Genomic DNA, 25,347 nt, shown 5'->3' with positions numbered 1-25,347 from the left:
GGCGCTCCGCGCGTGGGGGCAGGTGCTCCGGGAGCAGGGGTCAGGCGCCCCTGGAGGCGCCGGCCCGTGCGGCCGGCGCGGGGGCGTCCCGCCCGGCCGCCTCGCCCTCCGCCGCCGTCCGGGCCGTGGTGCCGCGCTCCTCGCCCTCGCTCATACCGAACCGCGCGTGGAAGCGGCGCAGCGGGGCCGGGGCCCACCAGGTGGCGCGGCCGGTGAGGCGCATGATGGCCGGGACCAGCAGGCTGCGGACCACCATCGCGTCCATCAGCACCGCCAGCGCGATACCGAGGCCCAGCATCTTGGTGTTGGTCACCCGGGAGGTGCCGATGGCGACCATGACCACCGCCAGGATGACCGCCGCCGCGGTGATCAGCCCCCCGGTGCGCTGGAGTCCGTGGCGCACCGCCTCGTTGTGGTCGCCCGTGCGGTCGTACTCCTCCTTGATGCGGGAGAGCAGGAACACGCCGTAGTCCATGGAGAGGCCGAAGGCCACGCAGAACATCAGGACGGGCAGGGTGGTCTCGATGGAGCCGGAGCTGGTGAAGCCGAGCGCGCCGGACAGATGGCCGTCCTGGAAGACCCAGACGACCGCGCCGAACATCGCCGTCAGGCTGAGGGCGTTGAGCACCACGGCCTGGAGGGGTATCAGCACGCTGCCGGTGAGCAGGAAGACCAGCAGGAGTGTGACGACGGCGATGAACACGGCCGCCCAGGGCAGGCGTTCGGCGATGGCGTCCTTGGTGTCCACGAGGACCGCGGCCGTGCCGGTGACCTTGGTGTCGAACGGCGCGGGCAGCGCGCGCAGGTCACCGACCAGGCGCTGGGCGGAGTCGTCCACGGACTCGCCCCTCGGCTGGACCGTGAAGTAGGCGGCCCCGCCCTTGACCAGGGGGCCGTCCACGCGGACGACCTCGGGCAGGGCGGCCGCCCGCTGCTTGAAGGCGGCGTACTGGGCCGCGGTGGCCCGGCCCTCGGCGAGGACCTCGAGACCGCCGCCGGGGGTGCCGGGGAAGCCCTCGCGGAGGTGTTGCTGCACCACATGGGACTCGGCGGACGCGGGCAGCTGGCGGTCGTCGGCCGTACCGAACCTGACCCCGAGGAAGGGCAGTCCGAGCAGGACCAGCAGGGCGGTGGTGCCGAGCGCGAAGAGCGGGGCGCGGCGCATCACCAGGCCCGCCGTGCGCGCCCAGGCCGTGCCCGCCGCCGGTTCCGGCTCGCGGCCCCGGCGGAAGAGGCGGCGCAGGTCCAGGGAGTTGACGCGGTGGCCGAGCAGGACCAGCGCGGCCGGGAGCAGGATCAGGGCGGCCGCCGCCGCGAGGAGGACCACGGCGATGCCGGCGTAGGCGAAGGACCGCAGGAAGTACTGCGGGAAGACCATCATCGCGGCCAGGGAGACCGCGACGGTCAGGGCGGAGAAGAGCACCGTGCGGCCCGCGGTGCGCAGGGTCGTGCCGACGGCGGCCAACGGGGCTGCGCCGGTGGACAGTTCCTCGCGGTAGCGGCGGACGATGAACAGGGCGTAGTCGATGGCGAGGCCGAGCCCGAGGGCCGTGGTGAGGTTCAGCGCGAAGACCGAGACGTCGGTGACGGACGTCAGGCCGCGCAGCACCGCGTTCGTCCCGAGGATGGCGACGATGCCGATGCCGAGCGGGAGCAGGGCCGCGACGGCGCTGCCGAAGACCATGACCAGCAGCACCAGGGTGATCGGCAGGGCGATCAGCTCGGCGCGGGTGAGGTCCTCCTTGATGATGGTCTGCATCTCGTGCCGCACCGCGACCATGCCGCCCAGCCGCACCTGGACCGCGCCGTGCGTGCCCCGGTAGTGCGGGGCGATGCGGTCCAGGGTGCGGCCCATCGCGCTGTCGTCGCCGGTGACGCGGGCGGCTATCAGGGCCTCGTGGCCGTCCTTCGCGCGCAGGGCGGCGGCCGCCGAGGGGGCGGCCTGCCAGTACGAACCCACGCCGGTCACGCCCGGCTCCGCCGCCAGCCGGGCGGCCAGGGTACGGGCCTCGGCGGCCACCGCTGGATCGTCGACCGAGGCGCGGCCCGCGTCGACCAGGAGCAGCAGGTTCGGCTGCGAGTCGGGGAACTCGCGCTCCAGGGCCTTGGTCGCGTACGTCGACTCGGCCGCCGGGTCCTCCCAGCCGCCGCTGCCGAGACGGTCCGCGACCCCGCTGCCCGCCACCACGGCGAGCGCGGTGAGCACCAGGGCCACCAGGAGGGACAGCCGCGGACGGGCGGTCACGAACCGGGTCCAGCGCCCGATCGGGGGCGGCGCCTGCCCGGATTCCTCCCGCGGACGCGAGGCTGTGTCGATGTCGGTCATCGTGCGGTGTCCCCTTCACCCTGACCTGCGTGACCGCGCGCGAGCACGGCAGCATGGATGAGCCATTGCCATAGACTGGCAAACACGAGAGATCGCTCGCGTTTCACCAGAATGCGAGCGACCGCTCGCGTTTGTCAATCGCTCTCGGAGAGCTGGGGATAACGCGTGTCCGACGCCACAGACAAGGAGAAGGAGCAGCAGCCGCGCCGCCGCCAGGCCCGCGGCGAGCGCCGCATCGCACAGCTGCTCCAGGCCGCCGCCCAGGTCTTCTGCACCACCGGCTACACCGCCGCGAGCACGAACGCCATCGCCCGCGAGGCCGGCGTCTCGCCCGGCACGCTCTACCAGTTCTTCCCGAACAAGGAAGCGATCGCGATCGAGCTGGGCGACCGGCTCATGCACGAGATGCGCGAGGCGTACGGCGAAGCGCTGGCGCCCGTCGATCCGGCGACCCCGCTGGAGGAGGCGATCGGCGGGGCCGTGGACCGGTTCATCGACTTCAACACCGAGCACCCCGTCTTCTTCGCGCTCGTGCACGGCCCCGACATCCCGGGCCGGATGGCCGAGGCGCACGACCAGCTGCACGCCACCGTGACCGGCCGGATCGAGGCGCTGCTCACCTCGCTCATGCCCGGCGCCGCCCCGGCCGACGTCTCCCGCACGGCCCGCGTCTGCCTCGGCGTCTACAAGGCCGGTCTGGAGCTGGTGCTGGCCCACGAGGGCGCCGAGCGCGCCGCCTACGTCCGGGAGATCAAGGACGTCCTGATCCGCTATCTGGAGCCCCTGACGGGCGACCGGACCACCCGCGCGTGACGCTGGACGCCAAGTCGCCGGCTCCGGGGTGTCGCCACTGGATTCATACCCCCTAGGGGTATAGTGTGGGGAGCGTGGGGTTCCCTAGGGGCCCCAGCCGCCCCACACGCCTCGACGAGGAGTAACGACATGAGCGCCCAGACCGACACCCCGGGCTCCGTCACCACCGTCTACCAGGTGACCGGCATGAGCTGCGGCCACTGCGAGGGCTCCGTCTCCGGCGAGCTCTCCCAGATCCCGGGCGTCAGCTCGGTCAAGGCCGTCGCGTCGACCGGCGAGGTGACGGTCGTGTCCGCGGCCCCGCTGGACGACGAGGCCGTGCGCGCCGCCGTGGACGAGGCCGGCTTCGAGCTGGCCGGCCAGGTCTGAGGACCGGCCTGGCCCGAGAAAGCCGCTCCCTTTCCCCGACCGGGCCGTGCCGACCAGCTGATACTGGATCCGTACGGCCCGGTCCGATGTCTGGAGTCCGGACATGACCAGCACCACCACCGCCCAGCCGGCGGCCCCGATATCCGGTACCGCCCAGGTCGAGCTGCTCATCGGCGGCATGACGTGCGCCTCCTGCGCCGCCCGGGTGGAGAAGAAGCTCAACCGCATGGACGGCGTGAGCGCCACCGTCAACTACGCCACCGAGAAGGCCCGCGTCACCCTCGCGGACGGCGTCCGGGTCGCCGACCTGATCGCCACCGTGGAGAAGACCGGCTACACCGCCGAGGAACCCGCACCGCCCGAGCCGGCGCCCGAGACCGCCCCGGAGACCGCCGCCGGGCGCGACCCCGGACTCGGCGAGCTGCGGCACCGCCTGCTCGTCTCCGCGCTGCTCGCCGTCCCCGTGGTCCTGCTGGCGATGATCCCCGCGCTCCAGTTCGACAACTGGCAGTGGCTCTCGCTCACCCTCGCCGCGCCGGTCGTCGTCTGGGGCGGCGCCCCCTTCCACCGGGCCGCCTGGACCAATCTGCGGCACGGCGCCACGACCATGGACACCCTGGTCTCGGTGGGCACGCTGGCCGCGTTCGGCTGGTCGCTGTGGGCGCTGTTCTTCGGCGACGCGGGCATGACCGGCATGCACGACGAGTTCCGCCTCACCGTCGCGCGCATGGACGGCGCCTCCACCGTCTACCTGGAGGTCGCCGCCGGGGTCGTCGCGCTGATCCTGCTCGGCCGCTATCTGGAGGCCCGCTCCAGGCGCCGCGCGGGCGCCGCCCTGAAGGCCCTGATGGAGCTGGGCGCCAAGGACGTCGCGGTGCTGCGGGACGGCCGCGAGGTCAGGATCCCGGTGTCCTCCCTGGCCGTCGGCGACCGGTTCGTCGTACGGCCCGGCGAGAAGATCGCCACCGACGGCACGGTGACGGAGGGCGTCTCCGCGGTGGACGCCTCGATGCTGACCGGCGAGTCGGTGCCGGTGGACGTCGGCCCCGGCGACCGGGTCACCGGCGCCACGGTCAACGCGGGCGGGCGGCTGGTCGTGGAGGCCGCCCGGGTCGGTGCGGACACCCAGCTCGCCCGGATGGCCAGGCTGGTGGAGGACGCGCAGAGCGGCAAGGCCGAGGTGCAGCGGCTCGCCGACCGGGTCTCCGCCGTCTTCGTCCCCGCGGTCATCCTCGTCGCGCTCGGCACCTTCGCCGTCTGGCTCGCGGTCACCGGCGACACGGCCGCGGCGTTCACGGCCGCCGTCGCGGTGCTGATCATCGCCTGCCCGTGCGCGCTGGGCCTGGCCACGCCGACCGCGCTGATGGTCGGCACCGGGCGCGGCGCCCAGCTCGGCATCCTGATCAAGGGCCCCGAGGTGCTGGAGTCCACCCGCCGCGTCGACACGGTCGTCCTGGACAAGACCGGCACGGTCACCACCGGCCGGATGAGCCTGCAGGGGGTGTACGCCGCCGACGGCGAGGACGAGCGGGAGCTGCTGCGCCTCGCGGGCGCCCTGGAGCACGCCTCCGAGCACCCCGTGGCCCGCGCGATCGCCGCGGGCGCCGAGGAGCGCGCCGGGGCGCTGCCCGCGGTCGAGCGCTTCGAGAACGTCCCCGGGCGGGGCGTACGCGGACGCGTGGACGGCCGTGAGGTGGCCGTGGGGCGCCTGTACGACGAGGTCCCGGAGGAGTTGGCCCGCGCGGCCCGCGAGGCCGAGCGGGAGGGCCGTACGGCCGTCGTGGCCGGCTGGGACGGCAAGGCCCGCGGGGTCCTCGCCGTCGCGGACGCGGTGAAGGAGACCAGCGCCGAGGCCGTGCGCGAGCTGCGCGCGCTGGGGCTCACGCCGGTGCTGCTCACCGGGGACAACCGGACGGTCGCCGAGGCGGTCGCGAAGACCGTCGGCATCGACGCGGCGCAGGTGTACGCCGAGGTGCTGCCCGAGGACAAGGTGGACGTCGTACGGCGGCTGCAGCGCGAGGGGCGGACCGTGGCCATGGTCGGCGACGGCGTCAACGACGCCGCCGCGCTCGCCACCGCCGATCTGGGCCTGGCCATGGGCACCGGCACGGACGCCGCGATCGAGGCCGGCGATCTGACCCTGGTCCGCGGCGACCTGCGCGTGGCGGCGGACGCGATCCGGCTGTCCCGCCGGACGCTGACCACCATCAAGGGCAACCTGGTGTGGGCCTTCGGCTACAACGTCGCCGCGCTGCCGCTGGCCGCCGCCGGACTGCTCAACCCGATGATCGCGGGCGCGGCGATGGCCTTCTCCTCGGTGTTCGTCGTGACCAACAGTCTGCGGCTGCGGGCCTTCCGGTGATCCGGCGGTAATTGCCGGGACCGATCTCCCGGTCCCCCTGGAGTCCGGCGCGAGCCTCACATAAGCTCTTCACAAGGCTCGCGCATCATCCTTACGCTTGGGCCCCGATCACCGTATCGGGGCTCTTGCGCACCTAAAGGACATATGCAAGAGACGCAGATCACAGTGATGCGAACGTAACCATCGAAGGGGTTCGACGGTCTAAGTTGGCGATGTCAGTCCAGCGTCTTGGGGGGCGCTGACTGGCATCTGAGGATGTCTTGGGGGACTTCCTCAGATAGGGGGTACCTCCCTGCTCGAACGAGCTCGGGGGAGCGTGGCCGGGGCACGTACACCGGGAAGCTTTGAGCGGCCCTCCCAGCGTGCGTTGTCCCGGCAGATCGCATCGCATCACTGGAGCACGGCGAGTTCGCTCGTCGTGCTCGGACAGCGGTTCAGGCGCTGTCTTCACCGAGCGCCCGGCCGGATCCCGTGGGGGGAATCCGCACCGGGACATGGGAAGGCGCCCTGGTCGTCGGCCCGTGGGGGGACCGGCGTCTCAGGGCGCCTTCTGCTGTGCGTACGGCTGTCTCGGGCCGCGCCGCCGTTTCAGGGCCCGCCCGTGCGGCAGGCCCTGTCGCTCACGCGTTCAGCGCTCCTCGACCGAGACGAAGTCGCGCTCGACCACGCCCGTGTAGATCTGGCGCGGACGGCCGATGCGGGAACCCGGCTCCTTGATCATCTCGGTCCACTGGGCGATCCAGCCCGGCAGCCGGCCGAGGGCGAACAGGACCGTGAACATCTCGGTCGGGAAGCCCATGGCCCGGTAGATCAGACCGGTGTAGAAGTCGACGTTCGGGTACAGCTTGCGCTCGACGAAGTAGTCGTCGGAGAGCGCGTGCTCCTCCAGCTTGAGGGCGATGTCGAGCAGCTCGTCCGACTTGCCCAGCGCGGAGAGCACATCGTGCGCGGCGGCCTTGATGATCTTGGCGCGCGGGTCGAAGTTCTTGTAGACCCGGTGGCCGAAGCCCATCAGGCGGACGCCGTCCTCCTTGTTCTTCACCTTGCGGATGAAGGTGTCGACGTCGGAGCCGGAGTCGCGGATGCCCTCCAGCATCTCCAGCACCGACTGGTTGGCGCCGCCGTGCAGCGGGCCCCACAGGGCGCTGATGCCGGCCGAGATCGAGGCGAACATGTTCGCCTGCGAGGAGCCGACCAGACGGACGGTGGAGGTCGAGCAGTTCTGCTCGTGGTCGGCGTGCAGGATCAGCAGCTTGTCCAGCGCGGCCACCACGACCGGGTCCAGGTCGTACTCCTGCGCCGGGACCGAGAAGGTCATGCGCAGGAAGTTCTCGACGTAGCCCAGGTCGTTGCGCGGGTAGACGAACGGGTGGCCGATCGACTTCTTGTACGCGTACGCGGCGATCGTCGGAAGCTTGGCGAGCAGCCGGATGGTGGAGAGGTCGCGCTGGTTCTCGTCGAACGGGTTGTGGCTGTCCTGGTAGAAGGTGGACAGCGCCGAGACGACCGAGGACAGCATGGCCATCGGGTGGGCGTCGCGCGGGAAGCCCTTGTAGAAGTTCTTGACGTCCTCGTGCAGCAGGGTGTGCCGCGTGATGTCGTCCTTGAACGCCGTCAGCTGGTCGACGGTGGGAAGCTCGCCGTGGATGAGCAGGTACGCCACCTCGACGAAGGTGGAGCGCTCGGCGAGCTGCTCGATGGGGTAGCCGCGGTAGCGGAGGATGCCCGCCTCGCCGTCGAGGTAGGTGACGGCGGATTTATAGGCGGCCGTGTTGCCGTAACCGCTGTCCAGCGTCACCAGACCGGTCTGGGCGCGGAGCTTCCCGATGTCGAAGCCCTTGTCGCCGACGGTGCTGTCGACCACCGGGTAGGTGTACTCGCCGTCGCCGTACCGCAGTACTACAGAGTTGTCGCTCACGTCTTCCCTCACCGACGTAGTGCCTCATCTTCGAGGTGCCCTGACTGTCTCTACCATCCCCCATTTGGCTCAGGAGAGTGCACTCGGGGTCGACCATTGGGCCTATTGGCGGCACTCAGTGCCGTCAACCTGCTCATCCTGCCCCCTCGGAGGGGTCAACTGGAAGGCTCTGTGACCTTCATGACTCATTTGATCGATCATTTTTCGCGCCGAGCCTGAAGTCGAGGGCCGTACAGCGCCGGCCGGCCGACACCGTGCGCACCGCCTGGCCGATCGCCTTGCGTGAACCGACGAGGACGACCAGCCGCCGGGCCCGGGTGACCGCCGTGTACAGCAGATTCCGCTGGAGCATCATCCATGCCCCCGTGGTGACGGGAATCACCACGGCGGGATATTCACTGCCCTGTGAACGGTGGATGGTCACCGCGTACGCATGGGCCAGTTCGTCCAGTTCGTCGAATTCGTACGGAACCTCCTCGTCCTCGTCCGTCAGCACCGTCAAGCGCTGGTCGACCGGATCGAGCGAGGTGACGACGCCCACGGTGCCGTTGAAGACGCCGTTCTTCCCTTTCTCGTAATTGTTGCGAATCTGGGTGACCTTGTCGCCGACGCGGAAGACCCGGCCGCCGAACCTCTTCTCCGCCAGATCCGGCCGGCCGGGCGTGATGGCCTGCTGGAGCAGCCCGTTGAGCGCGCCCGCGCCGGCCGGCCCCCGGTGCATGGGCGCCAGCACCTGCACGTCCCGGCGCGGATCGAGGCCGAACTTCGCCGGGATGCGCCGGGCGGCCACGTCCACGGTGAGCCGGCCGGCCTCCTCGGTGTCGTCCTCGACGAAGAGGAAGAAGTCCTTCATGCCGTCGGTGAGCGGGTGCTGTCCGGCGTTGATCCGGTGCGCGTTGGTGACCACACCGGACTGCTGGGCCTGCCGGAAGACCCGGGTGAGCCGGACGGCCGGTACGGGGCTGCCGTCGGCGAGCAGGTCCCGCAGCACCTCCCCGGCGCCCACGCTGGGCAGCTGGTCCACGTCCCCCACGAACAGCAGGTGGGCGCCCGGCGGGACGGCCTTCACCAGCTTGTTGGCGAGCAGCAGGTCCAGCATGGATGCCTCGTCGACGACCACGAGGTCGGCGTCGAGCGGCCGGTCGCGGTCGTAGGCGGCGTCCCCGCCCGGCTTCAGCTCCAGCAGCCGGTGCACGGTGGACGCCTCGGCCCCGGTCAGCTCCGAGAGCCGCTTGGCCGCACGTCCGGTCGGGGCGGCCAGCACCACCTTGGCCCGCCGGGCCCGGGCCAGCTCCACGATCGAGCGCACCGTGAACGACTTGCCGCAGCCCGGCCCGCCGGTCAGCACGGCGACCTTCTCGGTCAGCGCGAGCCGGACGGCGGCCTCCTGCTCGGGCGCGAGGTCGGCGCCGGTGCGCGCGGTCAGCCAGCCGAGCGCCTTGCCCCAGTCGACGTCCCGGAACCCCGGCATCCGGTCCTCGCCGGTGCGCAGGAGCCGCAGCAGCTGGGCGGACAGGGACAGTTCGGCACGGTGGAAGGGCACCAGATAGACGGCGCTGACCGGCTCCGTGTCGCCGTCCGGACCCGGCACCTTCTCCCGCACGACCCCCGGATCGGTCCCGTCCCCGGGCACCTGGGACAGCTCGGCAAGACACTCGATGACCAGGCCGGTGTCGACCTGGAGGAGCTTGACGGCATCGGCGATGAGCCGCTCCTCGGGCAGGAAGCAGTGCCCCTGGTCGGCGGACTGCGACAGCGCGTACTGCAGGCCGGCCTTCACGCGCGCGGGGCTGTCGTGCGGGATGCCGACCGACTGGGCGATCTTGTCGGCGGTGAGGAAGCCGATGCCCCACACATCGGCGGCGAGCCGGTACGGCTCCTGCCGCACCACGGAGATCGAGGCGTCACCGTACTTCTTGTAGATCCGCACGGCGATCGACGTCGACACCTCCACGGTCTGCAGGAAGAGCATGACCTCCTTGATCGCCTTCTGCTCCTCCCAGGCGTCGGCGATCTTCCTGGTCCGCTTCGGCCCGAGCCCCGGCACCTCGATCAGCCGCTTCGGCTCCTCCTCGATGACCCGGAGGGTGTCGACGCCGAAGTGCTGGGTGATGCGGTCGGCGAAGACCGGTCCGATCCCCTTGACCAGGCCGGATCCCAGATAGCGCCGGATACCCTGGACGGTGGCCGGCAGGACCGTCGTGTAGTTCTCGACGTGGAACTGCTTGCCGTACTGCGCGTGCGAGCCCCAGCGGCCCTCCATGCGCAGGGACTCCCCCACCTGGGCACCGAGCAGCGCGCCGACGACCGTGAGCAGGTCCCCGGCGCCTCTGCCGGTGTCGACCCGGGCGACCGTGTAGCCGTTCTCCTCGTTGGCGTACGTGATCCGCTCCAGCACGCCTTCGAGCACGGCGAGACGCCGCTCGCCCGTGGGGTTCCCCGCCTGTTGCGCCATGATCCGACGGTACCGGGGGGATCTGACAACCGGAGCCGCGTTCCGGCCGGTGGGAGCCCCGGGCGACCGCCCGGACGGACCGGACGGCTCCGCTCCACGGCGCGGAAGTTGACCGATTGTGCACCCCTCGCGGACGCGATGTACGTCACCTCGTGCGACGGCCCCGCACGGACGCGCTGACACCCGGCTGACGGAGTCCTGACGTCCTCTTTTCCGGGCCCCGATCCGACTCATGGACAACCAGGGAAGATCCGTCACACAAAGGACACATGAATGCACATCTTCTTCACCGTGCATCAGTCCAAACGCGTCCGTGCCACCGCGACGGCCCGTGCCAAGACACACCGAACCGGGATGAACACAACAGGCCAATGTCTGAACTGGCCTTGCTGCCGACATCCCCCGGGATCCAGACTCGCTGCTGCACGACGAATGACCGTTCGGGCGCTATCTCAAGCTTCGAGCGGTATTTCCTTACATGCCCTCCTATCGGCATGTTCTCGCGCCGGCATTCCTTCGGCGCGTTCCGGTCTCCACCTTCCTCCGAAGGGAGTTCGTCATGTCCCGTACCCCGAACCCGCAGGGCGCCCTGGAGCTCCAGGACCTCGCTCTCGACGCGGACCTGGACCTCAGCGACCTGACCGTGACCTCGCTGCGCGACACGGCCGCGCTGCCCGAGAACGGCGCCTCGTGGGGCTCCTGCTCCTGCCAGGGCTCGTCCTCGTGTGCGCAGCCGCAGGTGGACACCCCCGTCCTCTGACGCCGGGCCCACCGAGTCCACCGTCCACCGTCCCTCGAACTGAGAGGCTCCACATGGCCGACCATCGCGAGGATCTCCTCGCACTCGAGGACCTCGACCTCGGCGAGCTGACGGTCACCGCCCTGCGGGACACCGTCGCGCTGCCCGAGACGGGCGCCTCCGGCGGAGTGAGCTCGTGCTCGTGCGGCTCCTCCTCGTGCGCCCAGCCCAGGCTGCCCGACCTGCCCTACTAGGGCGCCTTCGGCCTTGTCCCGCACAAGGCCGGTGAGCTGCGGCTCCCGTACGGCCGGCCGGCTCGTCCGCGCTGCCCGGCCGGCCGTACGACCCGTGGCCGCCCCGCCCGCTCCACCGAGCCCGCCCGCCCTCCGAGCCGTACGACGGGAGCCCTGTCATGCCGCACTCCGCCCCGCCGACAGCCCCGGCGCCCGTGCCGGCGCCCGGCCGGACCGGCCCGGCGGACCCGTGCGACCCGGCGGACCCCGGCGACCGGACCGCGCCGTACGCCCTCGTCCGTACGAGCGTGCTCCCGTACCCCGCCGAGACCGCGCCCGCCGCCGAGGTGCGGGCCCTGCTCGCCCTGCTCACCGCGCTGGCCGTCCAGGACTCCGCCCTGCGGGCCGCCCTGTCCGACGACCTCTTCGCCGCCCGCGCCGGCCACGACGAGGACTTCCACCGCCAGGTGGTCCTCCCGCTGCGCCGCGCGCTGCACAACGGCCGCGAGCCCCGGCCCGCCCTCCTCGGCCGGCTGGGCGCCCTTCCCGACCGGGTGCCGCGGCTCGCCGACTGGCTCGCCCTGCGCGAGCTGCGCGCCCGGCTGCTCGACCGGCTCGGCGCCGCCGTGCCACCCGCCCTGGCCGCCGAGCGCGCCGCGCTCGCGGACCTCTGCCGCTCCCCCGCCTTCGCCCGGGCCATCGCCCTGACCAGCGCCGACCTGCTGCGCGCGGTCGACAGGGCCGGACGGGGCGAGACGGGGCGGCGGGCGCGCAAGGAGGAGCCCTCGGTGCTGCGGCACGCACTGCGGGCCAGTACGAAGACCAGCCCGCTGTCGTGGTTCACCGCCGTCGGGTGGGCGGCCGGGCCGGCCGCCGACACCACCGCCCGGGCTGCCGCCGCCCTCACGAGCGGCACGAGCGGCACGGCTGCTTTCGCGGCGGAGCCCGAGGCCGGGGCCGCCGCCCCGCCGGTGTCCGTCGTCAAGGAGAACCGCACCCTCGTCGCCGCGCTCGTCGCGGCCCTGCTCGACGAGCCGCGCCGCCGCCGCGCCCTCCCGCACCGCATGACGAGCACCGCACGGGTGGCCGACGGGCGGGCCCGCTTCGCCCGCGCTGAGGCGCTGTTCGCCGGAGGCCGGTACCTGGTCACCCGGGAGGACGAGGTCGAGGCGGCCGCGCGCCCGGCGCTGGCCACGCTGGCCGCCGTCCTCGCCGAGGGGCCGCTCGGCCTCGGCGCGCTGACCGCCCGGCTCGCCGCCGGCCTGGGCCGTACGCCGGACGACCCCGCCGTCGCCGCCTTCGTGGACCGGCTCGCCGGTTCCGGGCTGCTCGTGCCCGCCGAGCCCGTCGACCCGCAGCACCCCGCCCCGCTGCGCGCGCTCGCCGACTGGCTGCGCCAGTGGCCCGCCGACGCCGTCCTGGCGGACCGGCTCGACCGGCTCGCCCACGACACCGGGCGGTTCGCGGACACCCCCGCCGCCGGGCGCCCCGCACTGCTCGCCGCCCTGGCCGGGCGCTGGCACGAGCTGCTCGCCGACACCGGCCGGCCCGTCCCGCCGGACGCGGCACCGCTGACCGCCCTCACCGAGGACGCCGTCGTCCCCGCCCCCCTGCCACCGCGCCGGCCGCCGACCGCACCCGGTACGGCCGCGCGGACCACGGGAGCGCCGTACGGGGACCGGCCCTCCGGGTACGACCCGTGCACCCCCGCCGACCGTGCCGCGCTCACCGAACTCACTGCCCTGGCCGAGCTGTTCGACCTCGGGCATGTGATGAGCCGGGTAGCCCGGGACCGCTTCGTCGCCCGCTACGGGGTGGGCGGCACCTGCCGCGACCCGTGGGACTTCGGCACCGACACCGCCGCCGCCTGGGAGGAGGCGGGCCGCCTCGCGGGCCTGCCGTCCGACGCCCCGGAGCTGCCCGCCGACATGGTCGAACTCGCCCGCGTACGGGAGGAGTTCGCGTCGCTGGCACGGGAGGCGGCGGGACCGGCCGGGGACGCGGCCCCCGAGGTCGTCCTGCCGGCCGGCCCGGTCCGCGCCCTCGCCGGCCGGCTGCCCGGCTGGACGGCCGCCCGGCCGCTCAGCTACTCCCACTTCGTCCAACGCGCGTACGACGGCGAGCTGTTGTGCGTCAACCACGTCTACGGCGGCTGGGGCCGGTTCACCAGCCGCTTCCTCGACGCCCTGCCCGCGAGCGCCGCCGCCGCGGTCGGCGAGCGCGTCCGGCGCGGCCTCGGCGCGGGCGCGCGGGCGGCCCAGGTCCGGCCGGTGGGCGGGTTCAACGCCAACCTGCACCCGCTGCTGCTCGCCGAGGAGGTCGGGCCCGACCGCGGCCGGACGGCCCTCGCCGAGGCCGACCTCGATCTCGTCCACGACCCGGCCACCGACCGGCTGCGGCTGCGGGTACGGGCGACCGGGGACCCGCTGGACGTGCTCTACCTGGGCTTCCTCGCCCCGATCATGCTGCCGGCGCGGCTCGGGCCGTTCCTCTGCGACCATCCCGAGGGAGTGGTCGACTTCCGCCCGCTGCTGCCCCGGCACGCGATGGCGGCACCGGGCGGCCAGGTGGTGCGTACGCCGCGGCTGCGCCACCGCCACCTGGTGCTGGCCCGGCGCCGCTGGCACCTGGGCCCGGGCGTGCTGGACGCGCTCCGCGGCGACCTCGCGGCGGAGGGGGAGGTGCCGGCCGCCGCCGTGACCCGCTGGCGGGCCCTGCTCGACCTGCCGGAGCAGCTCTTCCTGCATCCGGCCGCACGGCCCCCGGCCGAGCGCGCGCTCGACGACTTCGTCGCGCGGCTGCGGGCGCCCAAGCCGCAGGCGCTCGACCTGGGCAACGCCCTGCACCTGCGCTGTCTGGGCAGTTGGCTGGCACGCCACTCCCAGGGCGTCGTCCTGGAGGAGGCCCTGCCCGCCTTCGGCGGCCGGGACCGGCCGGTCCACGCCGTCGAGTCCGTCGTCGAGACGTACCGCCCGGCACGCCGCCGTGCCGCCGGCGGGGACGCGCTCCGCACCGCCGTACCGCCCGTACCCCGCCGAGGAGGCACCCGATGAACGCCCCGGCCGGCCCCGCCCCCGCGGCCGCCCCGCTGGACCCGGCCGCGCCCGGCTCCGCCGCGGCCCTCGACGTCGTCCTGTACGACTACCGCGAGGACAAGGCCCCGCTGCTGCGCGAAGCCGTGCTGCCCCTGGCCCGCCGGGCCGTGGCCGCCGGCCTGACCGCGCACGTCGAGCGCCACTGGCTGTACGGCCCGCACGTCCGGCTCCGGCTGCGCGGCGCCCCCGACCGGGCGGCAGCGGCGGCCGAGCACACCGCGACCGCGCTGCGGACCTGGGCCGCCGGCCATCCCCCGGCCGCCCGCGTCACCGAGGCCGAACTCCTCGCCCGCGCCGAGGCGGCCGGCCGCGCCGAGCTGATCGCCCCGCCGTACGGGCCCCTCGTACCGGACGGCACGGTCCGTGTCGAGCCGGTGGACCAGTCGTCCCTGCGCGCCCTGATCGGGCCCGACGGGGTCCGGCTCCGCGACGACCTGCTGGCGCTCGGCCTGCCGGCGCTCGACGCCGGGTGCGCGTTCCTCGGCGGGCACGGCGACGCGTCCGCCGCCCGCGTGCAGCTCGCGGTCACGGCGCTGGCCGCGCACGCGGCGGCGCACCCGGAGGGGCTGGTCGGGGGCCACTACTCGTTCGTCTCGCACCTGGAGGACTTCCTGGTCCACGAGGACCGGGACGGGCGGCTGCGGGCGGCCTTCGAGCGCCGCTGGGAGGCCGCGGGGCCGGCCGTCACCGCGCTGGTCGGGCGGATCACGGGCGGCGGGGCGGACGGCTGGGAACGCGCCTGGGCCGACTGGTCCGCCCAGGCGTGGCGCGTCGCCGCCGAGCGGTTCGCGGCGGGCGCGGACTTCGCCGGCGATCCCGGCGAGTACCGGGACCGGGCGGCGGCGTTCGGCGACCGGACGGTGGCCGACCGCTGGGACCAGGACGTCCGCACCCGCTACAGCGAGTTCCACCGGCGGCTGCGCCGCTCGGACCCGCAGGGGGCGATGTGGAGCCGGCCCGACTACCTGATCTACCGGGCCTGTACGAACGCGCTGTACCGGCTGTTCGCGATCTGCGACGTACGGCCGGTGGAGCGGTACCTCGCCGCGCACCTGGTCGTGCGCACGGTGCCGGGGCTCACCGGGCACACCTGGCAGGGCCGTATCGACGAGGTGATCGCGGCGGTGGAGGGCACGTCATGAGCACCGCTCCCGCCGCCGCGTCGGGCACGGCCCCGGAGCCGGGCGTGCCGGACGCGCGCGTGCCTGACGTCTCCGCCGCGCCCGTGCCGGGAGGGGAGCAGCGGTTGCGGCTGCGGCCAGGCGTGGCCGTCACCCCGCTGCTCGCGGGTCTGCACCTGCGCGGGCGCGCCGCCGGCGTCACGCTGGAGGGCAGCCGTGCGCTGCCGGCCCTGTGGCGGCTGCTCTCGGACCGGCTCGCCGCCGGGGGCGGGACCGATGCTCCGGTTACGGACGGTGCTCCGGCTTCGGTTCCGGACGGGGCTCCGGCTTCGGTTCCGGACGGGGCTGCGGCTTCGGTTCCGGACGGGGCTCCGGTTCAGGAGGACGGTCCGGTTCAGGAGGACGGTCGGGCGACGGGCGTCGCGAGCGGTCGGGGCGACCCGCGGGTGGAAGCCGCGCTCGGCACGCTCACGGCCCGGCTGCGCGAGCACGACCTGCTGGTCGAGTACCCGGGCGGCGCCGAACTCCCGCCCTGGCCCAGCTCTTCGGCGGCCCGCCCGGCCGAGGCGGTCGAAGCGATCCGGACCTCGCACCCGCTCGTCGCCGCACCGGATCCGGAGGGCCCCCTCGCGGTGAGCCTCGTACAGGCGCTGCGCCGCGCGGGGGCGAGCCCGCGGGTCACGGCCGACGGCCGCCTCCCCGAGGGCCGGGCCGTGGTCACGGCCGACGCTCCGTCGGGGGCCGTGGCGCTGGCCGTGTCCTGCGACGCGGGCGGCGGCTTCGTCACCGAGCCCGGGCCCCCGGACCGCGCCCGCGCCGACGCCGCCGCCCTCGCCGCCCGCCTCGGCGGCAACAACGACGGCGGCAGCGGCGGCAGCGGCAGCGCCCAGGGGCCGTCCCTTACGCAGGTCGCGCTGCTCGCCGGTGCCGCGGCCGGGCGGTTGCTCGCGACCGTCGCCGGACTGCCCGACCCCGCCGCGCACGAGGACACCGCCGGGGCGGCTACGGCCGGACACCCGGCCGTACTGATCGCCCGGGCCGAGCCCCCGGAGGCCGCGTACCACCCGTGGGCAGCGGCCCCGCGCGCCGCCCGCCGGGGGCCGGACGCCCCGCCCGCGCCCGACCTCACGGAGGCCCTGCGCCGCGTCACGGCCCTGGGCGACCCGTACCTCGGCGTGTTCGACGCGCCGCAGCCCGGGGACCTGCCGCAGCTCCCCGCGTCGCTCGCGTCCTGCCGGACCCCGGCGGGTCTGCTGGTCGCCGGAGCGGTACGGGCGGACCTGGCCCGGCTGGAAGCGGCCTGCCGGGCCGCCGAACTCGCCCTCGCCGACGGACCGTCGGCCCCGGTCGTCGGAGCGAGCCCCGACCACGCCCATGGCCGGGCACTGCGCCGTGCCGCCCTCGGCCCGGTCACCGACTCCACCGACCTTTCCGGCTTCACCGACTTCACCGACCTCACCGACTTCTCCGGGGACGACGTGCGGCTCGCGCATCCGCAGGCCCGTCACTGGTGGACCGTGCTGACCGAGCGCATGGGCCGGACCGCCGAGCTGTCGGTCCGGCAACTCCACGGCGGGGAAGCCCACTTGGCCGTCGTACGGATCCGGCAGGACGCGACCGGCAGCGGCACCGGCACGGGTACCTGCACCGGCACGGTGAGCCGCGCCGTCGAAGCCACCGCGGCGGACGCCGTCGCCCTCGCCGCTCTCGGCGCGGTCACCCGCGCGATGGCGGCGGAGCACGCGCCCGACCTCGCCCGGCACACCGCGCTCAGCGGCGCCGCCGCCCCGCTCGCAGCGGCCGGCGTCGAACCGGCCGGCTGGGCGGACGAGGGCTGGACCGACGCCTGGCTGGCCGGGATCGCCGCCCGGGAACCCGCCCTGCGGGCCGCCCTGCACCGCCTGACCGGCCTGCGCCCCGCCCCCTGGCGCGGCACCGGCCGCCACCCCGTCGCCGACGCCCTGCGCGCGTCCGGATTCACGGTCCTGGCAGCACCCGGGCCCGGACCGGGAGGCCCCCGATGAGCACCGCCGCCCCGTACACCGACCCGCACGCCGATCCTTCCTACGCCGGTCCACTCTCCGTCCCCGCTCTCGCCCCCGTCCCCGTTCTCGATCCGGAGGCGGCGCTCGCGACCGTGGAGGGCACCGCCGTCGTACGGCTGACCGCGTGGGACCTCGCGCTGGCCGAGCGGCTCAGCCGGCACGCCCTGGCGCATCCGGTGCGGTTCGTCCCGGTGCGCGAGGACGGGGCGCTGACCGTGATCGGGCCCGTCCTCCACCCCGGGGCACCGGCCTGCGTCGGCTGCGCGGAGTACCAGCGGCTGGCCACCGCGGGCGGCCGGGTGCCGTGGCAGAGCGGGCGGCTCACGCTCGGCGGCACCGGGACCCCGCCGCTGGCCGAGGCGGCGCTCCGGCTCGCGGCGGACCTGCTGACGGCCGCCCCGCCCGGACCGAGCCCGGTCGCGGCCGGCGCACGCCCGGCCGGCCCCGGCGCCCCCGGCCCGGTCGCGGCCGACGGCCGGGCCGTCGTCCACATCCTCCAGGGCGACCGGTACACCTGGTCCACCCACCGCGTCCGGCCGGTCGGCGGCTGCCCGGTCTGCCGGCCGCTGCCGGACGACTCGCCCGCGGGCGCCCGGCTGCCGGCCGGGCCCAGGCCGCTGCCCGACCCGTCGGTGCTGCGCGGTCCCAACGCCCGTACCACGCCCGCCCGGCTGCGGGCCGAACTGCACGACGAGCGGTTCGGGCCGGTGCGCCGGCTCTTCAGGACCGAGGACTCCGCGTTCGCGCTGACCACCGCCTGGGTGACGGACGGCCGCTCGCTGGACGACGGCGGTTACGGCCGGTCGGGCGACTTCCGCTCCAGCGAGCGCGTCGCCCTGTTCGAGAGCGTGGAGCGGTTCGCCGGGATGCGGCCCACCGGACGCCGTACCGTGCTCCGCGCCTCGTACGCCGACCTCGTGGCCAGGGGCGAGCACGCCGTGCTCGACCCCGTCCGGCTCGGCCTGCCGGATCCCGAGTACGACGGCCACCCCGCCCGGCGGACCGTCCCGTACGCCCCGGACCTCGTACTCGACTGGGTGTACGGCTGGTCGCTCACCGAGCGCCGCGCGCTGGCGGTACCCGAGCACGTGGCGTACTGGGACGTACCGGGGCCGGACAGGCCGCGGGTGGTGTACGAGTCCTCGAACGGCTGCGGACTGGGCAACAGCCCCGAGGAGGCCGCGCTGTACGGGCTGTTCGAGGTCGCCGAACGCGACGCCTTCCTGATGGCCTGGTACGCGCGCACCCCGCTGCCCCGGGTCGCCGTCCCCGCCGACGACCCGGAGGTCACCGCCCTCGCCGACCGCGCCGCGCTGCTGCGCTACCGCCTGACCCTGCTCGACGCCACCAACGACCTGGGCGTCCCGGCGGTGGTCTCGCTCTGCCGCTACGAGGGCGCGCATCCCGACGCGCCCCGGACGTTCCTGGCCGCCGGCGCCCATCACGACCCCCGGGTGGCGATCCGCTCGGCGGTGGCCGAGGTGGTCACCAACGTCCAGGAGGCCGCCCGCCGTTCGGCACCGGGCGGCCCCCGGGACCCTGAGCGGCTGCGTCCGATGCTGGACCGGCCCGAACTGGTGCTGGACCTGGACGACCACGTCGGCCTCAACACCCTGCCCGAGGCACAGCACCGGCTGGACTTCCTGTTCGCCGACACCGCAGACACCGCCGACACCGCAGACGCCGCCGAGGTGCCGTGGTACGTGCGGTGGGCCGGGGCTCCGGAGCCGGTGGCCGACCTGACGGCGCTGCTGGAGCGGACCGTGGAGCGGCTGGCCGCCGAGGGCCTTGAGGTCATCGCGGTCACGCAGGACGAGCCGGGCGTGCGGGACCGGCTGGGGCTGCACTGCGCCAAGGTGATCGTCCCCGGCACGCTTCCGATGACGTTCGGGCACGTCAACCGCCGCACCACGGGTCTCGACCGGCTGCTGGAGGTGCCCCACCGGCTGGGCCGCACCGCCCGGCCGCCGCTGCGCGGCGAACTGCCCCTGGACCCCCACCCCTTCCCATGAGAACGCGCGCTCCCGTACGGACGAGCACTCCCGTACGGACGAGATGTCCCGTGAGGACGCGACTTGCCGTGAGGACGCCATGACGACCGCCCGCCCCCGCCCCGCCACCGCCGCCACCACCGCAGGAGCCGTGTCCGGAACCACGCCGGAGGACTCCGGGCACCCCTGGCACAGCCTGCACCTCGCCCTGCACACCGGCGGCGCCGCGACGGACGCGTTCGTCACCGACGACCTCGCCCCGCTGATGGACGACCTGACCGCCGGCCCGGGCGCCGCCTGGTTCTTCATCCGCTACGGCGAGGGCGGACCCCACCTGCGGATCCGCTTCCGGGGCCCGCTGGCCGCCGGTGCGGCGGCCGGACTTCCCGCAGCCCTCGCGGAGTCGGCCGCCGCCCGGCCCGCGGAGTTCACCGGCCCCTGGCCGTCCCGGCACGGCGAGGTGCGCGAGGTGCCGTACGCACCCGAGACCGAGCGGTACGGCGGTCCCGCCGCGCTGCCCCTCGCCGAGGAGGTGTTCGTCCACTCCACCCGCGCGGCCGTCGAGGCCCTGCGCGCGACCCCGGACCGCGCCGCCCGGCTCCCGCTCGCCCTCGACCTCGCCCACACCACCGCCCACGCGCTCGGCCTCGACGAACTCCAGGCGGCGGGCTGGCTGCGCCGGCACGCCGCCTCCTGGCGCTGGATCACCGAGGTGGAGCCGCTGCCCGGGGCCGCCGTCCATTCCCGGGTGAACTCGGTGTTCGCCCTCCAGCGGCCGGGCCTCGTCCGCCGGGCCCGGGGCCTGCGCGCCGCCCTCGACGCGGGCACCGCCGCGCCCTGGCTCACGGAGTGGGCCCGCCGGGTCGCCGCCGACGACGCCCGGGTGCGCGGTGCGGTGCCGGCGGAGCAGGCCGACCGCCGCGTGCCCTGGGTGTGGGCCTCCCAGCTGCACATGCTGTTCAACCGGCTCGGCGTGACCCCCGACGAGGAGCGGGCCGTCTGCCGTCTCGCGGCCCGTACGCTGCTGGAGACCGAGGACGACCCGGGGTTCTTCCCCGTCGGGCACCGCGCGGCCGACTACCAGTACCTGGAGCGCAGCAAGTTCCGCGTCGGGCGTCCCGAGGACACCGCCCTGCGCGACCTGCCCCCGCCGCCGACCCCCTCGGCAGCCCAGCTGACGGCCGAACTCCCCCTGCCCGCCGCGCCCTTGCCGGATCTGTCACTCACCGAGGCACTGCACCGGCGCAGCTCCGTGCGCGGACCGCTGTACGGGCCGCTCGACGCGGGCACCCTGGGCGGGGTGCTGTGGTCCGCGTACGCCGAGAGCCACGAGACGCGGCAGCCGCTCGCCGACGGCACCGTACGCACCCTCCGGCACCGCCCGTACCCGAGCGCCGGCGCCCTCTACAGCGTGCGGCTGCGCCTGGTGGCGCTGGACGTCGCGGGGCTGGCCGCGGGTACGTACCACTGCGTGCCGGAGCGCCGCGCGCTGCTCCCGATCGGCCCGGCGCCGACCGTCGCCGAGCTGAAGGCGCTGTCCTCGTACCTCTCCCGGCCGGCGGACGACCCGGACGCGGTGGGCATCGACGAGGCCCCGGCGGTGCTCACGGTCCACCTGGACCTCGGTGTGCTGCGCCGCCGCTACGGTTTGCGCGCGCTGCGGCTCGGTCTGCTGGAGGCCGGCCACCTCGCGCAGACGCTGCTGCTCACCTCGGCGGCGTTCGGCCTGGCCACCCTGCCGCTGGGCGGCCTCCACGACGACCTGGCCCACGAACTCCTCGGCCTCGACGACCTGGACGAGCCGATCCAGTACCTGCTGCCCCTGGGCCGCACCAGCCCCTAGGAGCGGGAGTACGGCTCCCGCTTCAGGGCTTCGAGGAAGCAGGCGAAGGCGGGGGCGGGGAAGGTGAGGACGGCTCGGGCGGGGGCCTTGGAGTCACGGAGGGATATGCGGGAGGGGGAGGCGGCGACCTCCACGCAGTCGTTTCCGTCGCCGCCGTCAGAGTAGGACGACTTCCGCCAGTTGTCGGGAGTGGTCACGCGTCTCCTCACAGCTCTTGCGCCAGCCTGCGGATGAAGTCACGCGACGGTTCCGGTTCGAGTGACATGCCTTCTACCTTACGGAAGCGCGTTCGATAGGTATCGAGTTGGGCTTCGGCATCGACATAGACCGTGCCGTGAGGCGCATCGCGGAGCACTGTGTCCAGTGCGGGAAGGGGCCCGCCCATGTATGTCATCGAACTGCCGCCCCACGAGAAGCCGTCCAGATCCAAGGGGACGACACACACGGCCATCCTGCCGCTGGGCGGCCTCCACGACGACCTGGCCCACGAACTCCTCGGCCTCGACGACCTGGACGAGCCGATCCAGTACCTGCTGCCCCTGGGCCGCACCAGCCCCTAGGAGCGGGAGTACGGCTCCCGCTTCAGGGCTTCGAGGAAGCAGGCGAAGGCGGGGGCGGGGAAGGTGAGGACGGCTCGGGCGGGGGCCTTGGAGTCACGGAGGGATATGCGGGAGGGGAAGGCGGCGACCTCCACGCAGTTGTTGCCGTCGCCGCCGCCCGAGTACGACGACCTACGCCAGATGTCGGAAAGGGGCACGGGGGCTACCTCGGCTTCTCCGTCAGCCTCTGGATGAGGTCGCGCGCCCGGCCGTGGACCCAATGGATCGTGAGTCCGCCCTGAGGGCATCGAGGAATGCGACGAACGCGGAGGCGGGAAAGGTGAGGGTGGCTCTGTCAGGGGCTTTGGAGTCACGGACGGATATGCGAGTGCGACGGGCAGCGACCTCCACACAGGCGTCCCCCTGTCCGCCTCCAGAAAAAGAGGACCTCCGCCAGGTGTCGGCGCTCAACATGGTCACAACTCCTTCGCCAGCCTGTGGATGAAGTCACGCGACTCGGTCGGTTCGAGTGACGCCGCCTCCACCCTACGGAAGAGCTTCCGATAGCGGTTGAGCTGGGCTTCGGCATCGATGAACACGGGACCGCCGGGGCCGTCTCGTACGACGGTGTCAAGCCCGGGCACTGGGCCGCCCGCATACACCATCGCGCTGCCCGCACCGCCGAAGCCGTTCAGGTCGAAGGGCACGACACGCACCGTCACATGCTCGGCCCCGGAAAGCTCCAGCACCTGAGTGAGCTGAGCGCGAGCCGCGCCACGGTCGCCGACTCTGATGCGCAGAGCCGCCTCATGGACCAACGCCTCATAGGGCACGGGTTCTGCGCGCTCGATGATGACCCTGCGCCGCATCCGGTGTTCCACCCAGCGCTCCACCTCGTCTTCCGGGAACTCCGGGTTCACGTAGGCGAAGAGGGAGCGGGCGTATTCCGCTGTCTGCAACAGCCCGGGCACGTGCAGGAACTCCACGTCCCGTCGATGGCTGGCGTGATGTTCCAGCTCCGGCAGGTCCATGAACGGCGTGGGGAGCAGACCCCGGTACTCCTCCCACCATCCGTGCGTCCTTTCGGTCGCCATCGCGACCAAGGCATCGATCAAGGCGGAGTCGGCGCAGGAATACTGCGCCGCGAGGCGTCGCACACGCTCCTCGCTCACACCGGCCGTACCGGCCTCGATCTGGCTCATCTGAGCAGAGTCGGTGCCGAGCAGTTCGGCAGCCTCACGCCCCTTGAAACCCGCCGCTTCGCGCAGTTTGCGTAGCTCGGCACCCAGGCGTTCCTGTCGTGCGGTGGGCCGCTGCCTGCGTGGCACGTCTACCTCCCGGACCTCAACTACTCGGAGGCGAAGCCTCGTTCGGGGGACAGAATACGACAACGGCTTGCGCCGTCCCAAAATGTGTCCCTACTGTCAGTGGCGCCACGGAAGCAGAGCGCCGTCTCCTCTGCCCTCGCCTCCCCCCACCACCGAACCGGAGCTGCCGCATGCCCGAAACCTGGGACTACACGCTCTACGTGCCCAACGATCCAAGAGCCGTCACCGTCTGCCGCCGCACCCTGCGCGCCATCCTCGCCCTGCACGGCCTGACCGACCTGGCGGACACGGCGGAGCTGCTCGCGGCGGAGCTGGTCTCGAACGCCGTACGGCACACCAAGGGGCCGGCCGCGCTGCGAGTACGCCGCTCCCCGCAGGGGCTGGTGTGGATCGGCGCGTGGGACACGGACCCGGAACCGCCCAGGCCGCCCCGACCACTGGAACAGGCCCTGGACCTGGAGGACGGGCGCGGACTGGGACTGGTCCTGGCCTGCGCCGACCACTGGGGCTGGCAGCCGTCGGCGCGGTTCGGGGACCGGGGCAAGTACGTCTGGTGCGAACTCGCTGCGGCATAGCTCGTTGATCACGTCATACGAGTCGCACGAAAGGAGAACGTATGGTCGGCCCGTCACACGAGGCGCTGCACCGCATCTTCCAGAAGGATCCGGCGCTGCTGACGCGAGCGTTACAGAAGGTGCTGCACGTGCCCTTCCCGGAACCCCGCGAGATCGCCGCGCTGAACGTGGACCTCACCGAGATCGAACCCGTCGAACGGCGCGTGGACACGCTGCTGCGCGCCGAGACGGACGAGGGCACCTACCTCCTGGTGGTCGAATCGCAAGGCAAGGCGGACGACCGCAAGCGGGGCAGCTGGCCGTACTACCTGTCCTACCTCTACGAGAAGTACCGCTGTGAGCCGGTGCTGATCGTCATCACCCAGAGCAGCGCCACGGCGAAGTGGGCCGCGCGCCCGATCCGGTTCGGCTTCACCGGCTGGGACTCGCTGACGGTGCGTCCGCTGGTGCTGGGCCCGGACAACGTGCCGGTGATCGCCGACGAACGGCAGGCCGAACGGGACGTCCCCCTCGCGGTGCTCTCGGCCATGACACACGGACGTGGCCCCCAGGCCCCGGCCATACTGGAATCGCTGGCATCCGCCCTGCGGACCATCGACCCCGACAGCGCCGCGGTCTTCGTGCAGTTCATCGACTCATGCCTGGCCGACCCCCAGGCGAAGCAGATGTGGAGGGACCTGATGACGGCAATCCAGTACTTCTGGCGCCACCCCCTCGCGGAACAGGTACGCGAGGAGGGAAGGGAGCAGGGCCTGGAGCAGGGCCTGGAACAGGGCAAGGCCGAGGCCAAGGCGGAGATGGTCCTGCACATCCTCGAATGGCGCGGCATCCCCGTACCCGACACCGTCCGCCGGCGCGTCGAGACCTGCACGGACCTCGACCAGCTGGAGGCCTGGGCCCAGCGCGCCGTACACGCGACGGACGCGGCGGAGCTGTTCGCCGGCGAATGAGCACCCGGCCGCCGGGGCGCTGAGCACGTGCCGACGACGGATCGGCGGATCTGAGCCCCAGGGAGGTGGTCAGCCCCAGGACAGGGGCCGCCGCATGGCCCAGATCCGCCCATCACCGCCCCCATACGGTTCGGTACACGAAGGAGCCCGATGACGGCCATCCAGTACTTCTGGAGCCACCCCCTCGCGGAGCAGGTGCGCGAGGAGGGAAGGGAGCAGGGCCTGGAACAGGGCAAGGCCGAGGCCAAGGCGGAGATGGTCCTGCACATCCTCGAATGGCGCGGCATCCCCGTACCCGACACCGTCCGCCGGCGCGTCGAGACCTGCACGGACCTCGACCAGCTGGAGGCCTGGGCCCAGCGCGCCGTACACGCGACGGACGCGGCGGAGCTGTTCGCCGGGGAGTGAGCACTCGGCCGTCGGCGGCGCTGAGCGCGTACCGTCGGTGAATCGGCGGATCTGAGTCACAGGGCATAGGCAGCCCGAGGACAGGGCGATCGCAATGCCCCGTCGTACGACTTAGGTCCGCCGATCGCCACCGCATGCGGTCCGGACGCCACCCGCTCGCCGAACGATAGGGGCGGTAAGTGGGAACGGGCCAGGGCCAGAGCCGATTCAATCCTCCGTGTCCTTCGCTTGGCGCGG

The 25,347-nt window shown here is 73.6% G+C and carries 22 protein-coding genes; 14 read left to right on the top strand and 8 right to left on the bottom strand.

Annotation, left to right across the window (positions count from 1 at the left end; all coding sequences use genetic code 11):
* Positions 1–40 precede the first annotated feature (40 nt).
* On the bottom strand, positions 41–2,326 hold the full coding sequence (locus tag ACF073_RS28610) for an MMPL family transporter (protein WP_392074267.1): 2,286 nt from the start codon (positions 2,324–2,326) through the stop codon (positions 41–43).
* 165 nt (positions 2,327–2,491) lie between these two features.
* Between ACF073_RS28610 and ACF073_RS28605 the strand changes: the two genes are divergently transcribed.
* The 3 genes from ACF073_RS28605 (at position 2,492) to ACF073_RS28595 (ending at position 5,870) form a co-directional block, all read left to right on the top strand.
* Positions 2,492–3,139 (top strand): TetR/AcrR family transcriptional regulator, encoded by a 648-nt coding sequence (locus ACF073_RS28605; protein ID WP_392074266.1) that lies wholly within the window; start codon positions 2,492–2,494, stop codon positions 3,137–3,139.
* A 129-nt stretch (positions 3,140–3,268) separates the two neighbouring features.
* Positions 3,269–3,508 (top strand): heavy-metal-associated domain-containing protein, encoded by a 240-nt coding sequence (locus ACF073_RS28600; protein WP_392074265.1) that lies wholly within the window; start codon positions 3,269–3,271, stop codon positions 3,506–3,508.
* Between the two features lie 103 nt (positions 3,509–3,611).
* A complete protein-coding gene (locus ACF073_RS28595) occupies positions 3,612–5,870 on the top strand; it encodes a heavy metal translocating P-type ATPase (RefSeq protein ID WP_392074264.1) in 2,259 nt (752 codons plus the stop codon).
* Positions 5,871–6,498: 628 nt separating this feature from the next.
* Here ACF073_RS28595 and ACF073_RS28590 read toward each other — a convergent pair.
* Entirely contained in the window at positions 6,499–7,788 is a 1,290-nt protein-coding gene (locus ACF073_RS28590; RefSeq protein ID WP_392074263.1) for a citrate synthase, read from the bottom strand.
* A 178-nt stretch (positions 7,789–7,966) separates the two neighbouring features.
* On the bottom strand, positions 7,967–10,243 hold the full coding sequence (locus tag ACF073_RS28585; RefSeq protein ID WP_392074262.1) for an ATP-dependent RecD-like DNA helicase: 2,277 nt from the start codon (positions 10,241–10,243) through the stop codon (positions 7,967–7,969).
* Positions 10,244–10,802: 559 nt separating this feature from the next.
* On the opposite strand from ACF073_RS28585, the gene ACF073_RS28580 reads away from it, so the two are divergent.
* From ACF073_RS28580 to ACF073_RS28550, 7 genes are all read left to right on the top strand, one after another.
* Positions 10,803–11,003 carry a thiazolylpeptide-type bacteriocin gene (locus ACF073_RS28580; protein WP_392074261.1) on the top strand — a complete coding sequence of 67 codons (201 nt, stop codon included), beginning with the start codon at positions 10,803–10,805 and terminating at the stop codon, positions 11,001–11,003.
* A gap of 53 nt (positions 11,004–11,056) precedes the next feature.
* Entirely contained in the window at positions 11,057–11,236 is a 180-nt protein-coding gene (locus tag ACF073_RS28575) for a thiazolylpeptide-type bacteriocin (RefSeq protein ID WP_392074260.1), read from the top strand.
* 158 nt (positions 11,237–11,394) lie between these two features.
* Entirely contained in the window at positions 11,395–14,268 is a 2,874-nt protein-coding gene (locus ACF073_RS28570) for a lantibiotic dehydratase (RefSeq protein WP_392074259.1), read from the top strand.
* A complete protein-coding gene (locus ACF073_RS28565) occupies positions 14,265–15,452 on the top strand; it encodes a hypothetical protein (RefSeq protein ID WP_392074258.1) in 1,188 nt (395 codons plus the stop codon). Before ACF073_RS28570 ends, ACF073_RS28565 begins: the two co-directional genes overlap by 4 nt.
* Complete coding sequence (locus ACF073_RS28560) at positions 15,449–17,455, top strand: hypothetical protein (protein ID WP_392074257.1); 2,007 nt, start codon at positions 15,449–15,451, stop codon at positions 17,453–17,455. The genes ACF073_RS28565 and ACF073_RS28560 overlap by 4 nt, the downstream gene beginning before the upstream one ends.
* The gene (locus ACF073_RS28555) at positions 17,452–19,488 is read left to right on the top strand and encodes a TOMM precursor leader peptide-binding protein (RefSeq protein ID WP_392074256.1); all 2,037 of its coding nucleotides are present in this window, start codon (positions 17,452–17,454) and stop codon (positions 19,486–19,488) included. Before ACF073_RS28560 ends, ACF073_RS28555 begins: the two co-directional genes overlap by 4 nt.
* Positions 19,489–19,567: 79 nt before the next feature.
* On the top strand, positions 19,568–21,310 hold the full coding sequence (locus tag ACF073_RS28550) for a thiopeptide-type bacteriocin biosynthesis protein (protein ID WP_392074255.1): 1,743 nt from the start codon (positions 19,568–19,570) through the stop codon (positions 21,308–21,310).
* Here ACF073_RS28550 and ACF073_RS28545 read toward each other — a convergent pair.
* Entirely contained in the window at positions 21,307–21,507 is a 201-nt protein-coding gene (locus ACF073_RS28545) for a DUF397 domain-containing protein (protein WP_392074254.1), read from the bottom strand. The two genes, ACF073_RS28550 and ACF073_RS28545, sit on opposite strands and share 4 nt — an antisense overlap.
* A gap of 8 nt (positions 21,508–21,515) precedes the next feature.
* Positions 21,516–21,761, bottom strand: a complete 246-nt coding sequence (locus tag ACF073_RS28540; RefSeq protein WP_392074253.1) for a Scr1 family TA system antitoxin-like transcriptional regulator — start codon at positions 21,759–21,761, stop codon at positions 21,516–21,518.
* Here ACF073_RS28540 and ACF073_RS28535 point away from each other — a divergent pair.
* On the top strand, positions 21,694–21,870 hold the full coding sequence (locus tag ACF073_RS28535; RefSeq protein WP_392074310.1) for a hypothetical protein: 177 nt from the start codon (positions 21,694–21,696) through the stop codon (positions 21,868–21,870). The two genes, ACF073_RS28540 and ACF073_RS28535, sit on opposite strands and share 68 nt — an antisense overlap.
* On the opposite strand, the gene ACF073_RS28530 is transcribed toward ACF073_RS28535, so the two are convergent.
* The 3 genes from ACF073_RS28530 to ACF073_RS28520 are packed head-to-tail and all read right to left on the bottom strand — an operon-like array spanning position 21,867 to position 23,177.
* Positions 21,867–22,067 carry a DUF397 domain-containing protein gene (locus ACF073_RS28530; protein WP_392074252.1) on the bottom strand — a complete coding sequence of 67 codons (201 nt, stop codon included), beginning with the start codon at positions 22,065–22,067 and terminating at the stop codon, positions 21,867–21,869. The two genes, ACF073_RS28535 and ACF073_RS28530, sit on opposite strands and share 4 nt — an antisense overlap.
* A 22-nt stretch (positions 22,068–22,089) precedes the next feature.
* A complete protein-coding gene (locus ACF073_RS28525; RefSeq protein ID WP_392074251.1) occupies positions 22,090–22,323 on the bottom strand; it encodes a DUF397 domain-containing protein in 234 nt (77 codons plus the stop codon).
* Between the two features lie 2 nt (positions 22,324–22,325).
* On the bottom strand, positions 22,326–23,177 hold the full coding sequence (locus tag ACF073_RS28520) for a helix-turn-helix domain-containing protein (RefSeq protein ID WP_392074250.1): 852 nt from the start codon (positions 23,175–23,177) through the stop codon (positions 22,326–22,328).
* A gap of 170 nt (positions 23,178–23,347) precedes the next feature.
* On the opposite strand from ACF073_RS28520, the gene ACF073_RS28515 reads away from it, so the two are divergent.
* The 3 genes from ACF073_RS28515 to ACF073_RS28505 all read left to right on the top strand — a co-directional run bounded on the left by ACF073_RS28515 (position 23,348) and on the right by ACF073_RS28505 (position 25,110).
* Positions 23,348–23,752, top strand: coding sequence for an ATP-binding protein (locus ACF073_RS28515; RefSeq protein ID WP_392074249.1), 405 nt, complete (start codon positions 23,348–23,350; stop codon positions 23,750–23,752).
* 41 nt (positions 23,753–23,793) lie between these two features.
* The gene (locus ACF073_RS28510) at positions 23,794–24,702 is read left to right on the top strand and encodes a hypothetical protein (protein ID WP_392074248.1); all 909 of its coding nucleotides are present in this window, start codon (positions 23,794–23,796) and stop codon (positions 24,700–24,702) included.
* 150 nt (positions 24,703–24,852) lie between these two features.
* A complete protein-coding gene (locus tag ACF073_RS28505) occupies positions 24,853–25,110 on the top strand; it encodes a hypothetical protein (protein WP_392074247.1) in 258 nt (85 codons plus the stop codon).
* Positions 25,111–25,347: the final 237 nt, after the last annotated feature.

It is taken from the genome of Streptomyces sp. NPDC015171 (genome assembly GCF_043079545.1).
Lineage (GTDB): Bacteria > Actinomycetota > Actinomycetes > Streptomycetales > Streptomycetaceae > Streptomyces.
Note: the sequence above shows the minus strand (reverse complement) of the source record. Positions and strands in the feature narration are given on the sequence as shown.

Coding starts and splice junctions, on each gene's coding strand:
- ACF073_RS28505 (WP_392074247.1), top strand. CDS start 24,853: ATGACGGCCATCCAGTACTTCTGGAGCCACCCCCTCGCGGAGCAGGTG.
- ACF073_RS28535 (WP_392074310.1), top strand. CDS start 21,694: ATGTATGTCATCGAACTGCCGCCCCACGAGAAGCCGTCCAGATCCAAG.
- ACF073_RS28585 (WP_392074262.1), bottom strand. CDS start 10,243: ATGGCGCAACAGGCGGGGAACCCCACGGGCGAGCGGCGTCTCGCCGTG.
- ACF073_RS28525 (WP_392074251.1), bottom strand. CDS start 22,323: ATGTTGAGCGCCGACACCTGGCGGAGGTCCTCTTTTTCTGGAGGCGGA.
- ACF073_RS28555 (WP_392074256.1), top strand. CDS start 17,452: ATGAGCACCGCCGCCCCGTACACCGACCCGCACGCCGATCCTTCCTAC.
- ACF073_RS28540 (WP_392074253.1), bottom strand. CDS start 21,761: ATGGCCGTGTGTGTCGTCCCCTTGGATCTGGACGGCTTCTCGTGGGGC.
- ACF073_RS28570 (WP_392074259.1), top strand. CDS start 11,395: ATGCCGCACTCCGCCCCGCCGACAGCCCCGGCGCCCGTGCCGGCGCCC.
- ACF073_RS28515 (WP_392074249.1), top strand. CDS start 23,348: ATGCCCGAAACCTGGGACTACACGCTCTACGTGCCCAACGATCCAAGA.
- ACF073_RS28595 (WP_392074264.1), top strand. CDS start 3,612: ATGACCAGCACCACCACCGCCCAGCCGGCGGCCCCGATATCCGGTACC.
- ACF073_RS28610 (WP_392074267.1), bottom strand. CDS start 2,326: ATGACCGACATCGACACAGCCTCGCGTCCGCGGGAGGAATCCGGGCAG.
- ACF073_RS28560 (WP_392074257.1), top strand. CDS start 15,449: ATGAGCACCGCTCCCGCCGCCGCGTCGGGCACGGCCCCGGAGCCGGGC.
- ACF073_RS28510 (WP_392074248.1), top strand. CDS start 23,794: ATGGTCGGCCCGTCACACGAGGCGCTGCACCGCATCTTCCAGAAGGAT.
- ACF073_RS28600 (WP_392074265.1), top strand. CDS start 3,269: ATGAGCGCCCAGACCGACACCCCGGGCTCCGTCACCACCGTCTACCAG.
- ACF073_RS28580 (WP_392074261.1), top strand. CDS start 10,803: ATGTCCCGTACCCCGAACCCGCAGGGCGCCCTGGAGCTCCAGGACCTC.
- ACF073_RS28565 (WP_392074258.1), top strand. CDS start 14,265: ATGAACGCCCCGGCCGGCCCCGCCCCCGCGGCCGCCCCGCTGGACCCG.
- ACF073_RS28550 (WP_392074255.1), top strand. CDS start 19,568: ATGACGACCGCCCGCCCCCGCCCCGCCACCGCCGCCACCACCGCAGGA.
- ACF073_RS28575 (WP_392074260.1), top strand. CDS start 11,057: ATGGCCGACCATCGCGAGGATCTCCTCGCACTCGAGGACCTCGACCTC.